The following is a 12,135-nucleotide window of genomic DNA, read 5'->3' on the forward strand; positions in this document are numbered from 1 at the left end:
TCGGCTGGTGCCCTCGACAACGGTTAGTGCACCCTTTTGTTCACTCTCCGCTGCGACGACTGTCATTACTCGTCACCGTTTGGTATCCCTTGACACAAAGAGGGGGACGAATGACCGATCACGAGGTGCGGATCGCGCTGGTGCTGAACGGCGGGGTCAGCTTGGCCGTCTGGATGGGTGGGGTGACGCACGAGCTGGACCTGATCCGGCGTGCGTCCGGCCCGGCGGGCGCACCGCCCGCGCAGCCGTACGACGAGGTGCTCGCGGAACGGTGGCGCGAGCTGTGCCATAGCGGCGACGAGCGACGGCGGGTCGTGGTCGACGTGATCGCCGGGACGAGTGCCGGCGGGCTGAACGGATCGTTGCTGGCGACCGCGATCTCGAACGGATCGACCCTCGATCCGGATGGGGAGCACGGGCCGTGGTTGCGGCAGAAGTGGGTCGGGCTGGGGTCGCTGGAGGTCGGCAAGCTGGTGCCGTCGGCCGGCGTCAAGCCGAGCTCGGTCCTGGACGGCGGGTACTTCCTGAAGGAGCTCGACAGCCTGATCAAGGGTGTCGCGGAAGCCGGTGAGACCGGTGCGCAAGAGGCAGTCACGTTGTTTGTCACCGCGTCCGGGCTGGGTGTCCAGCAGTTCGAGGCGACGGACGCGGCCGGCCAGTGCTTCGTGGTGCCGGACCACCGCTACCTGTTCCGCTTCACGAGCGAGCAGACCGCGACGTACGACGGTCTCACCCGGACGTTCTCGGTCGCGGAGCGGAACGAGCTGACCAACACGAAGCTGCTCGCCCTCGCCGCCCGCGCGTCCGCGTCGTTCCCGGCCGCGTTCGCACCGGTCCGGGAGACGCCGAAGCTGGCCGACTCACCGCCGCGGCTGCAGCCCACGACCGCCGCGCCCGGTGCTTGGCTGGTGGATGGCGGCGTACTCGACAACGCGCCGTTCGGGCCGGTTCTCGACGTGGTCGCCCGCCGTCCGGTGGCAGGCCGGGCGAGCCGTTATGTGCTGTACGTCGTACCGTCCGCAGGCGTCGGCCATGCGTCGACCGAGGTCGGTGGCACCGATCCGAAGTGGTTCAAGGCGGCGTTGTCCGCCGTGCAGTTCCCGCGTGAGGTGGACTTCCGATCCGATGTCGAGCAGCTCGAGCGGCTGCTGCTGGAGGCCGACGCGTCCTGGTCCGACACCCAGCGGCTGTTCGATCGTTGCATAGCGCAATCAGACGAACGGGATCGGCTGCGGGCGGCGGCGAAGGCGCTGCAATCGACGTACTCGCGCGGTCGCGCCGCCGGTGAGGTGTGGGAGGCGGTGACGATCGCGAGCCAGGAGCAGACGACCGTGCTCGACGCCGCGACCGCACTGTCCGAGCAGGACATCGACGAGATTCTCAAGACGGAGCATCCGTGGGTCCCGGATCCGGACGGCGTGACGGCTCCGCTGCGCAACGATGCCGAGGGCAACCCCAGTTGGCCGTGGGGGACCGGTGCGGCCGAGCGCGTCGTACGGCTGGTACTGCGCTCGTTGCGGGCCAAGCTCGTGACTGCCGCGCTGCCGCAGCGCGAGGAGCTGGAGCAGCGGCTGCAGGCGACCAGCGACTGTCTGATGAAGACACAGGCGGTGCGGGACGCGTTGTCCGAGCGGCTGGCCAAGGCCGACCTGGAGCTGGGCCTGCCCGGTGGTGCGGAGACGGTCGCGGTCGGGCTGAGCGACATCTTCGAGGACCTGCAGGTGCAGCGTGCCCTCGGGGACGCGTTCTCCGAGCTGATCGCGGCCGTCGGCTGGGATCTGGTCGAGACCGGGCTCGAGGTGGAGATCGTGTCGCGGTGTACGTCGGCGCGGACGCCGCAGCAGCGCAGTGCGCCGTTCCAGTTCCTCCGGCTCGGACCGGACATCCCGCTGACCCTGCTGGACGATCTGCAGGAAGGGTCGGTCGCGAACGCGCTCAAGGACCGGATCCTCTACGGGACGCAGGTCGGTCACTTCGGTGCGTTCGGTGCGGCCGACTGGCGGCGGTGGGACTGGCTGATGGGCCGGCTGCACTGCGTCGCGCATCTGGGCGCGATGCTCGGAGCCGATCCGGACTGGATCCGCGAGACCCAGAAGCAGGTGCTGATTTCGGAGGACTGGAAGGTCGAGAAGGTCGCCGAGCGGGTGCAGCGGCTGGCCAACGACTTCCGCGACGCCAAGGTGCTGAACGCGCTCACCACGATGCGCGACGAACTGAACCAGTCGACCGAGGGCCGGGCGACGACGAAGGGCCTGGCCGATCGGATGGTCCAGGTCTCCGGCGGGCTCGGCGACGGGCCCGGGGACTGGATCAAGGCGATGGCGGGCCGGAAGGACCAGCCGGGGTCGTGGCTGCTGCAGACCGCACGATGGTTCACCGAGCCGGCCCGGACGGCCCTGTGGGAGCGGCTGGTGCGGAGTCCGAAGCTCACGCCGGCCAAGCATCCGCTGATCTTCAAGCGGTGGTTGCCGCTGGCAGCGATCGGGCTGAGCGTCGCGCTGCTGGTCGTAGCCGGTGTCGTCGACGTGGCCGCCGTACGGATCATCGCGGCGCTGCTCGCCGGGCTGGTGCTCGCCGTCGGGGTCGCGCTCGGCGTGGTCACCTGGTACGTCGGCAAGGTCCGGACCTGGATTCAGCAGCGGATCGCCGACAAGATCCCGGTGATCAGTCCTGAGTCACGAAGTCGATGAGCTCCTCGACCCGGCCGAGGAGCTCCGGCTCAAGATCGGCGAAGCTGCCCACCTTCGACAGGATGTGCTTCCAGGCCGCGGCCACGTCGGCCTGATCGGTCGCGGGCCAGCCGAACGTCTGCAGCACGCCCTTCTTCCACTCCTGACCGTGCGGGATCTTCGGCCAGGCCTTGATCCCGACCGAGGACGGCTTGACCGCCTCCCAGATGTCGATGAACGGGTGACCGACGACCAGCACGTGACTGTTGGTCACCTGTGCGGCGATCTTGGACTCCTTGGACCCGTCGACCAGGTGGTCCACGAGTACGCCGAGCCGACGGCCCGGACCGGGCTGGAACCGGTTCACGATCCCGGGCAGGTCGTCGACACCCTCGAGGTACTCGACCACGACCCCCTCGATCCGCAGGTCGTCACCCCAGACCTTCTCGACCAGTTCCGCGTCGTGCCGGCCCTCGACGTAGATCCGGCTGGCCCGCGCCACCTTCGCCCGGACGTTGTCCACCGCCACCGAGCCCGACGCCGTCCGCGTCTTCTTCGCCGGACCGGCCTTCTTCGGTGCCTTCAGGCTGACCGGCTTGCCGTCCAGCCAGAACCCAGGCCCGAGCGGATACGTCCTGATCTTGCCGAACCGGTCCTCGAGATCGACCACCCCGTGCTCCCACCGGACCACCGCGCCGACGAACCCCGAACTCGGCTCCTCGACGACCATCCCCTTCTCGAGCTCCACCTCGACGGTCCGCCCGTTCTTGGGCTTCCGCCAGTCACCAGCCAGCACATCATTCCCATACCGATCAGCCACCGCCCAACCGTATGCCGTGCACGCCGTCTGACCGGTCAACCACACACCACCTACGTGGGGTCCGTATTCGGGGACGCCTCGTGGGGGTTCTGCCGATGGCGTGTGTGCGGGTTGGTTTTGTGGGGGAGACGGGTCGTGGTTTCGCGGTCTCCGCTGCGTGATGGTGCTAGTCGGGGTGGCGTGCGTCAAGGGCGCCTTCGGCGTCCCTGCGGGAGCTTCGCCCCTTGACCCACACCACCCCGACCAGGGAAGGCCGCAGCTACGCGGATCCCGCGAGCAGAGCAGCCCGAACAGTCGGGGATCTGGTCGCTCAAGGCGACTCCAGTCGCCGGGGCGGCCGGTTCTGGTTGTCGTGGATCGGTGCTTCGGGCAAAGGGTTCGTCGAGTCGTGGATCGCTGCTCCAGATTCAGCCGGGAGACGACAGATATCCACGACTCGGCGACCGATCGGGCCGGGAATCCCGGGATCCGGACAGTGTCGGCCGAATGGTGGTCAAACAGCCCGGAGCCCGGAACCTCGTACACCGGGTGGGGACCTCGGACACCCGGTCAGATGTCCGAGGTCCCCACCAGGTGTTCAAGGTCCGCCCATTGCACTAAATCCCCCCGGATCCAGGTCCGGCCACCGCATCCAGCGGGGGAGTGTGACCACTCGGGTGAGCAGCTCCGGGATAGCTGCGTCCTTCCCTGGTCGTGGTGGTGGGGGTCAAGGGTCGAACTCGTTCGATCCGCGCAGCGGACGCCGAAGGCGCCCTTGACGCACACCACCACGACCAGCACCATCACGCAGCCCGGAGCCGCGACACCACAGTCCCCTTACTCGCAGCACGCCACAACCACAAGCCGCCTTACCGAGCACGCGACGACCACAGCCGCCGTACCGGAGCATGCGACACCACAGCCTGTGCCGTGGGGTGGCGTGGTCAGAACATGGGGGCGGCGTGGGTGGCGTTGGATTGGCGGGTGGGGGCGGTGATGGTGAGGGCTATGTAGGTGAGGAAGCCGACGACCAGGCCTACTGCCCAGGAGTAGTCGTAGAGGGGTTTGAGGAGCGGGATCAGGCCGTCGGCGGGGAAGGGGCCGGCGCCGGGGTTGGAGTAGGCGCCGCCGACGGCCAGGAGGGAGCCGAAGAGGGTGGCGACGACGGCTCGCCAGTTCCAGCCGGCGGCGTACCAGTAGCGGCCGCCGGGTTGGTAGAGGTCGGCCAGGAACAGGTTGGTGCGGTCGATGAACCAGTAGCCCGCGATCAGTACGCCGGCCACCGACGCGAGCAGGCCGCCGTAGAACGAGAGCCAGACGAAGATGTAGATCGACGGGTCGGAGATCAGCCGCCAGGGCTGGATCACGATGCCGATCACGCCGGTGAGCAGGCCGGCGGTGCGGAAGTTCAGCCAGCGGGGCAGGGCGTTGGCGAAGTCGTACGACGGACTGACCACGTTGGCGGCCACATTGCACGACATCGTCGCCAGGATCGCCATGATCAGGCCGATCGTGACGACCACCGGGTTCTCGAACCGGCGGGTCAGCTCTACCGGGTCCCAGATCGCCTCGCCGTACAGCAGCACGGTGCCGGACGTGGTGATGATCGAGACCAGCGCGATGAACGACATCGTCGTCGGCAGGCCGATGATCTGGCCCCACACCTGCTGGCGCTGGCCCTTCCCGAACCGGGTGAAGTCCGGCATGTTCAGGCTCAGCGTGGCCCAGAACGCGATCATGCCCATCAGCGACGGCGCGAAGATCTTCCAGAAGTCGGCGTCCCAGCCGAGTTTCGACGGCTGGTCCAGGATTGGGCCGAGCCCGCCGGCCTTGACCAGGATCGCGATCATCAGCGCCAGGAACGCGACCGTGACCAGCGGCGCGGCCCAGTTCTCGAACCGGCGCAGACCCTCGATGCCGCGGAAGATCAGGATCATCTGGATCACCCAGAAGAAGGCGAAGCTCAGCCACATCGTCCACGGGTGCCCGCCGATCGCGGAGGCGTTGGTCCAGCCGTCCCCGGCCAGTTCGCCGACGATCACGTAGATCGCCTGACCGCCGATCCAGGTCTGGATGCCGAACCAGCCGCAGGCGATGAAGGCCCGTAGTAACGCCGGGAAGTTCGCGCCGCGGACGCCGTAGAAGGCCCGCGCGAAGACCGGGAACGGGATGCCGTACTTCGTCCCCGCGTGGCTGTTCAGCAGCAGCGGGACGAGGACGATGAGGTTCCCGAGGGTGATGGTGATGAACGCCTGCAACCAGTTCATCCCGAGGGCGACCAGGCCGGCGGCGAGCAGGTAGCTGGGGATGTTGTGCGCCATCCCCATCCACAGGGCCGCGTAGTTGTACGTCGTCCAGTGCCGCTCAGGCAACCGGGTCGGCGCGAGTTCGGCGTTCCCGTACGGGCTGTTCGCCACCGCCTCCGGATCGGTCAGCTCGACCCGTCCATCGGGGTGCACGGTCTGTTCAGTCGTGGTCATGGACCCACCACCCCATCCGGTTTAGGACGATCGCTTCGGAACAAGTTGCGCTCTGCGATGACGTCCTGTCAACGGACAACTACCAAACGACCAGACAGCCCTGCGCCTTCAGGCAGGTCAGCCGGGGCCGAGCAATGGCAACGTAGGTCTGCGCGGAGCGCCCAGAGCCTCGTAGCCGCGCTTGATCGCGTCCTGCACATGCTCGATCGGCCACGGCCAGTCGTCGGTGTGCTTGAGAGCGTCGTCCAACGAGGTGCCGGCGTGGTGGAGGCCGGAGATCGTGTTGGCGACGGTGCCGAGGTCACTGGCCTGGTCACGGACGAACTCGGCATCGACGACCGCGCCGTGTCCCGGGACGACCTTCGAGGTGGCGGACAGCATGCCGATCACGCGGTCGATCGTGTCGGGCCATTCGAGCGGGAAGGAGTCTTGGCCGTACGACGGTGGCGCCGACTCCTCGATCAGATCGCCGACGAAGTACACATCCACGTCCGGTACGACGACCACGCTGTCACCGGACGTGTGTGCGTTGCCGAGGTGCAGCAGCTCCACGCGGCGGTCGCCGAGGTCGATCACCTTCGCGACGGAGAACGTCGTACCCGCGAGGTTCTCCTCGGCGGCCGCGTTCTCGTGCAGGTAGACGGTGGCGTCGGTGAAGACGGTGTTGCCGACCACGTGATCGAAGTGAGCGTGGGTGTTCACCACCCAGCGGACCGGGGCGTCGGTGAACTCGCGGATGTGACCAAGTAGCTCGGAAGCCTGCTCGACGGTGGCTCGCGTGTCGATGACCAGCGCGCCGTCAGAGCCGACGACCAGGCCGACGTTGAGGTCCCATTCGTCGTACCGGCGGACCCAGCAGCGATCCCCAATCTCGGTCCACATGGCCTCGACACTACTTGCTCAGTACGTCGCCCTTGAGCACCTGGTCCCGTTGCAGGCCGCGCAGGAGCAGCCCGACGTTGTCGCCCGCTTTCGCGACCCGGACGGTCTTGCGGAACATCTCGATGCCGCCGACCTCGATCTGCGTCAACGGCTGACCGGCCCGGCTGAGCAGTACCCGGTCCCCGACGGCCACGGTCCCGGCCAGCACCCGGCCGGTGACGACCGTGCCGCGTCCGGTGATCGAGAACACGTCCTCGACCGTCAGCCCGAAGGATCCCACCGGCAGCGTGTCCTGCGGCCGCGTCGCGGGAAAGGTGTCCATCGGCCGATCACTCTCGCGCTTCCAGAACTTCCATCCCATACCGCCGACCCTAGTCGCCAGCAAGCCCTATCCAGGGGTCGGAATCGCACTTGAAGGCCGGTCGAGCGGCGCCTAGTGTCGCGGTGGCGGCTCCGCAATTATTCCGAGCCCGGTACCGATACTTTCGAAGGGCGGACGGCGTGACGACACGACGTGCACTGGTGGTCCGGGGCGGCTGGGAAGGGCACTCCCCGGTCGAGGCGACCGACATGTTCATTCCCTACCTGCGCGAGAGCGGCTTCGAGGTCACCGTCTCCGACACGACCGAGAGCTACCTCGACCTGGACGGCACCGACCTGGTGCTGCAGTGCGTCACCATGAGCCAGATCGAGCCCGCGCACTTCAAGGGCCTGGAGGCGGCGATCCGCAAGGGCACCGGGTTCGCCGGGTGGCACGGCGGGATCTGCGACTCGTTCCGGGACAACTCCGACTACAGCTTCATCACCGGCGGTCAGTTCATCTCGCACCCGCACGGGTTCACCGACTACCGGGTCGACGTCGTCGCCGAGCACCCGATCGTCGAGGGCATCACGCACTTCGACGTCCACACCGAGCAGTACTACGTCCACTACGACCCGACGAACACCGTGCTGGCCACCACCACGTTCCGCTCGCACCCGGACTACCCGTGGATCGAGGGCGCCGTGATGCCGGCCGTCTGGACCCGGACCTGGGGTGCGGGCAAGGTCTTCGTCTGCACCGTCGGTCACAAGCTGGACGACCTCGAAGTACCCGAGGTCCGAACGATCATCGAGCGGGGGCTGCTGTGGGCGAGCAAGTGACGCGGGTCGGCATCGTCGGCACTGGGGTCATCTCCGGCACGTATCTCGACCACCTGGGCAAGCTCCCCGGTGTCGACGTGGTCGCGGTCGCCGACCTCGACGTGAGCCGCGCCCAGGCGATCGCCGACAAGAACCCGGGCATCCGCGCGCTCACGTCCGACGATCTGTACGCCGCGGACGACGTCGACATCGTGCTCAACCTGACGATCCCGGCCGCCCACGCGGCGGTTCACCAGGCCGCCCTCGAGGCGGGCAAGCACGTGTACGGCGAGAAGCCGCTGGCCGTGGACCGCGCCGAGGCCGAGCCGCTGCTGAAGTACGCGGCCGCCAACAACCTGCGCGTCGGCTGCGCACCCGACACTGTGCTCGGCACCGGTACTCAGACCGCCCGCGTCGCCATCGACCGCGGCGACATCGGCGTACCCACCGCCGCGACCGCGTCCTTCGTCACACCAGGCCACGAGCTGTGGCACCCGGCGCCCGAGTTCTACTACCAGCCCGGCGGCGGTCCGGTCCTCGACATGGGCCCGTACTACGTCACGAGCCTCATCACCCTCCTTGGTCCGGTACGACGGGTCACTGCACGCGCTGGTCAGTCGCAGCAGCAGCGGAAGATCCACACCGGTCCGCGAGCCGGGGAGACCTTCCCGGTCCAGGTGCCGACGCACGTGACCGGCGTACTGGAGCACGAGTCCGGTGCACTGACGACGCTGCTGATGTCGTTCGACGTGTGGGCCGCGCGGCTGCCGCGGATCGAGGTGCACGGGACTGAGGGCAGCATCTCGGTGCCGGACCCGAACGGCTTCGACGGCAAGGTGGAGATCGCCACGGCCACGAACCGTGACTGGATCGAACTCCCTGTAGCCGGTGGGTACGCCGGAGCCGGCCGGGGTGTCGGTGTCGCGGACATGGCCCGCGCGATCCGCAACGGCGAGCCACACCGGGCCGACGGCGCGCTGGCGTACCACGTGCTCGACGTACTCGAGTCGGTGCTGGAGGCGGCGGCCCAGGATCAGCCGGTGGACGTCGCGAGTACGGTCGACCGACCCGCCGCCGTACCGTTGGGCGCGTCTCCCGAAATCGCCTGAGACCCGTCCCACGCCGGAATCTGGCACTGGCGGCTACTACGGCTCGGTAGACTGGCACTCGGATCATTTGAGTGCCAGGGTCCGCTGACGTCGACGGTCGATGGCGAGAGAGGGTGGTGCGCGTGCTGGACGAACGCAAGCTTGATGTTCTCCGCGCCATCGTCGAGGACTACGTGGCGACCCATGAGCCGGTCGGTTCGAAGACGCTGGTGGACCGGCACAACCTCGGAGTGTCGCCGGCGACCGTGCGCAACGACATGGCCGCGCTGGAGGAGGAGGGGTACATCACCCAGCCGCACACCAGCGCCGGCCGGATCCCGACCGACGCCGGCTACCGGCTGTTCGTCGACAAGCTGAGCACGGTGAAGACGTTGTCGCCGGCCGAGAAGAAGGCGATCACGTCGTTCCTGGCCGGTGCGGTCGACCTGGACGACGTCGTACGCCGTACTGTCCGGTTGCTCGCCCAGATCACCCGGCAGGTCGCGATCGTGCAGTACCCGTCGCTGAACCGGTCGCACGTGCGGCACGTCGAGGTGGTGACGATGACCCCGCGGCGACTGCTGTTGGTGCTGATCACCAGCACCGGCCGGGTCGAGCAGCGGATCGTCGAGCCGCCGCACGACGTCGACGAGCAGCTGATCGGCGACCTCCGGTCGAGGCTGAACACGGCACTCGCCGGCCAACGGCTGACCGAGGCGGCGACCTCGCTGGCCGCCGTCCCCGAGACGTTCGCTCCGGCCGACCGCCACTTGGTGGCGGCGATCGTGACGACGCTGCTGGAGGCGTTCACCGACGAGGTCGGCGAGCAGCGGATCGCGGTCGGCGGCGCGGCCAACCTGACCCGGTACGGCGACGACTTCGAGCGCAACGTGAAGCCGGTGCTGGAGGCGCTGGAGGAGCACGTCATCCTGCTCAAGCTGCTCGGTGAAGCGACCAACCCGCAGACGCTGACCGTCCGCATCGGGCACGAGAACCCGTACGAGGAACTGGCCACCACCTCGGTGGTCGCGACCGGGTACGGGTCCAAGTCGGAGGCGCTGGCCACGCTCGGCATCGTCGGCCCGACTCACATGGACTATCCGAGCACGATGGGCGCCGTCCGCGCCGTCGCCCGCTACGTCAGCCAGATCCTGGCCGACACCTAAGCCCACCAACCCCCTGGTCTGGAGTATGAGCACCGATTACTACGCCGTCCTGGGCGTCAGCCGTGACGCTTCACCGGACGAGATCAAGAAGGCGTACCGCAAGCTGGCCCGCCAGTATCACCCGGACGTGAACGACTCCGAGGACGCGCACCACAAGTTCCAGGAGATCGGCCGCGCCTTCCAGGTGCTGAGCGACCCGCAGAAGCGGCAGATGCACGATCTCGGCGGTGACCCGTTCGCGACCGGCGCGGGGGCCGGGGCGGGACCGGGCTTCGGCCAGGCCTTCACCTTCACCGACATCATGGACGCCTTCTTCGGCCAGACCGGCGGGGCCACCCGCGGGCCGCGGCCGCGGACCCGGCGCGGCCAGGACGCGTTGATCCCGCTGCGGATCGATCTGGCCGAGGCCGCGTTCGGCACCACCCGGGAGCTGAAGGTCGACACCGCCGTACTGTGCCCGACCTGTTCGGGCTCGGGTGCGGCGGCCGGTTCCGAGCCAGTCACCTGCGAGATCTGCCACGGGCGCGGTGAGGTCACCCACACCCAGCGCTCGTTCCTCGGCGAGGTGCGGACGATGCGGCCGTGCCCGAACTGCCGCGGCTTCGGCACCACCATCCCGAACCCGTGCGTCGAGTGCTCCGGCGACGGCCGGGTCCGGTCCCGCCGTACCGTCACCGTGAAGATCCCCGGCGGCGTGGACAGCGGCACCCGGGTCCAGCTGTCCGGCCAGGGCGAGGTCGGCCCCGGCGGCGGTCCGGCCGGCGACCTGTACGTCGAGATCGAGGTCGAGCCGCACGAGATCTTCACCCGCAGCGGCGACGACCTGCACTGCACGGTCACCCTGCCGATGACGGCGGCGGCGCTCGGTACGACGATCGACCTGCCGACCCTGGAGGGCGAGACCACCCCGCTGGAGATCCGGCCGGGCACGCAGTCCGGTACGGCGATGACGCTGACGGCTCGTGGTGTGCCGCGACTGCGGCACGCGGGTCGCGGCGACCTGATCGTCCAGGTGATCGTCGAGACCCCGACCAAGCTGGACGACACCCAGGCCGACTTGTTGAGGCAGTTGGCTGGCATCCGCGGCGAGGAACGCCCGCAGGGCCAGGTCCAGGCCGCCCACAAGGGCGTCTTCGGCCGCCTCCGCGACGCCTTCGGCGCCCACTAGATGGGCGTCGCGGTCTTCTTCTCGGAAGACCTGTCCCGTGACGAGCTGACGCTGGATGGTGCTGAGGGACGTCACGCGGCGGTCGTACGGCGGATCGGTCCGGGGGAGCGGATCCGGCTGACTGATGGGCGGGGTTCGTACGCCGAGGGCGCGGTGACGGCTGCCTCGAAGAGCGGGGTGACTGTTGCTGTCGACCACCGGAGGACGGTGGCGGCGAGCAGTCCCCGGTTGGTCGTCGTACAGGCGTTGCCGAAGGGCGAGCGGGCCGAGCTGGCGGTCGAGATGCTGACCGAGGTCGGTGCGGACGTGATCGTGCCGTGGAACGCGGAGCGGAGTCAGTTCCGCAGCAACCCGGAGCGGTCGGCGAAAACGCTTGCGAAATGGCAAGCGTGGGCTTTCGAGGCGAGCAAGCAGTCCCGCCGGTCCTGGTTCGTCGAGGTGACCCCGATCGCGACGACCGCGGAGGTCGCGCGACTCGTGGCCGACGCCGCGCTCCCCGTCGTACTGCACGAAGAAGCAAAGACCCGGCTGGCCGGCCTCGACGTACCCACGTCCGGTGACATCGTCATGGTGATCGGCCCCGAAGGCGGCATCGCCCCAGCCGAGCTAGCCGCCTTCGACGTAGAGCCCGTCCGCCTCGGCGACACCGTCCTCCGCACCTCGACGGCCGGCGTAGCCGCCGCCGCAGCCCTACTCGCCCGCTCCCGCTGGAGCTGATCCTTACAAAGCCCGAACACAAGGGCGATGGTTCTCGAATGCCG

At 68.5% G+C, this 12,135-nt stretch carries 10 protein-coding genes; 6 read left to right on the plus strand and 4 right to left on the minus strand.

Features of this window, described 5'->3' with window-relative positions:
- The first annotated feature begins 110 nt into the window (after window positions 1-110).
- Window positions 111-2,690, plus strand: a complete 2,580-nt coding sequence (locus tag V9K99_RS33075) for a DUF3376 domain-containing protein (protein WP_337323882.1) — start codon at window positions 111-113, stop codon at window positions 2,688-2,690.
- Here V9K99_RS33075 and V9K99_RS33080 read toward each other — a convergent pair.
- The 4 genes from V9K99_RS33080 to V9K99_RS33095 form a co-directional block, all read right to left on the minus strand.
- Window positions 2,665-3,489 carry a DUF3097 domain-containing protein gene (locus V9K99_RS33080; RefSeq protein ID WP_337323881.1) on the minus strand — a complete coding sequence of 275 codons (825 nt, stop codon included), beginning with the start codon at window positions 3,487-3,489 and terminating at the stop codon, window positions 2,665-2,667. The genes V9K99_RS33075 and V9K99_RS33080 overlap by 26 nt on opposite strands.
- A 923-nt stretch (window positions 3,490-4,412) precedes the next feature.
- Window positions 4,413-5,948, minus strand: coding sequence for an NCS1 family nucleobase:cation symporter-1 (locus V9K99_RS33085; protein ID WP_337323880.1), 1,536 nt, complete (start codon window positions 5,946-5,948; stop codon window positions 4,413-4,415).
- A gap of 117 nt (window positions 5,949-6,065) precedes the next feature.
- Window positions 6,066-6,830 (minus strand): MBL fold metallo-hydrolase, encoded by a 765-nt coding sequence (locus tag V9K99_RS33090; RefSeq protein WP_337323879.1) that lies wholly within the window; start codon window positions 6,828-6,830, stop codon window positions 6,066-6,068.
- Window positions 6,831-6,840: 10 nt separating this feature from the next.
- Window positions 6,841-7,191, minus strand: a complete 351-nt coding sequence (locus tag V9K99_RS33095) for an EF-Tu/IF-2/RF-3 family GTPase (RefSeq protein WP_337323878.1) — start codon at window positions 7,189-7,191, stop codon at window positions 6,841-6,843.
- 140 nt (window positions 7,192-7,331) lie between these two features.
- On the opposite strand from V9K99_RS33095, the gene V9K99_RS33100 reads away from it, so the two are divergent.
- From V9K99_RS33100 to V9K99_RS33120, 5 genes are all read left to right on the plus strand, one after another.
- Entirely contained in the window at window positions 7,332-7,973 is a 642-nt protein-coding gene (locus V9K99_RS33100) for a ThuA domain-containing protein (protein ID WP_337323877.1), read from the plus strand.
- On the plus strand, window positions 7,958-9,061 hold the full coding sequence (locus V9K99_RS33105; RefSeq protein WP_337323876.1) for a Gfo/Idh/MocA family protein: 1,104 nt from the start codon (window positions 7,958-7,960) through the stop codon (window positions 9,059-9,061). The genes V9K99_RS33100 and V9K99_RS33105 overlap by 16 nt, the downstream gene beginning before the upstream one ends.
- A 122-nt stretch (window positions 9,062-9,183) precedes the next feature.
- Window positions 9,184-10,206 carry a heat-inducible transcriptional repressor HrcA gene (hrcA, locus tag V9K99_RS33110; RefSeq protein WP_337323875.1) on the plus strand — a complete coding sequence of 341 codons (1,023 nt, stop codon included), beginning with the start codon at window positions 9,184-9,186 and terminating at the stop codon, window positions 10,204-10,206.
- A 25-nt stretch (window positions 10,207-10,231) separates the two neighbouring features.
- Window positions 10,232-11,374, plus strand: a complete 1,143-nt coding sequence (gene dnaJ, locus V9K99_RS33115) for a molecular chaperone DnaJ (RefSeq protein ID WP_337323874.1) — start codon at window positions 10,232-10,234, stop codon at window positions 11,372-11,374.
- Window positions 11,375-12,091, plus strand: coding sequence for a 16S rRNA (uracil(1498)-N(3))-methyltransferase (locus V9K99_RS33120; protein WP_337323873.1), 717 nt, complete (start codon window positions 11,375-11,377; stop codon window positions 12,089-12,091). It begins immediately after the preceding gene.
- Window positions 12,092-12,135: the final 44 nt, after the last annotated feature.

The organism is Kribbella sp. CCNWLW201, from assembly GCF_037203805.1.
In the GTDB taxonomy this organism is placed as follows: Bacteria; Actinomycetota; Actinomycetes; order Propionibacteriales; family Kribbellaceae; genus Kribbella.

Coding starts and splice junctions, on each gene's coding strand:
- V9K99_RS33120 (WP_337323873.1), top strand. CDS start 11,375: ATGGGCGTCGCGGTCTTCTTCTCGGAAGACCTGTCCCGTGACGAGCTG.
- V9K99_RS33090 (WP_337323879.1), bottom strand. CDS start 6,830: ATGTGGACCGAGATTGGGGATCGCTGCTGGGTCCGCCGGTACGACGAA.
- dnaJ (WP_337323874.1), top strand. CDS start 10,232: ATGAGCACCGATTACTACGCCGTCCTGGGCGTCAGCCGTGACGCTTCA.
- V9K99_RS33085 (WP_337323880.1), bottom strand. CDS start 5,948: ATGACCACGACTGAACAGACCGTGCACCCCGATGGACGGGTCGAGCTG.
- V9K99_RS33095 (WP_337323878.1), bottom strand. CDS start 7,191: ATGGGATGGAAGTTCTGGAAGCGCGAGAGTGATCGGCCGATGGACACC.
- V9K99_RS33075 (WP_337323882.1), top strand. CDS start 111: ATGACCGATCACGAGGTGCGGATCGCGCTGGTGCTGAACGGCGGGGTC.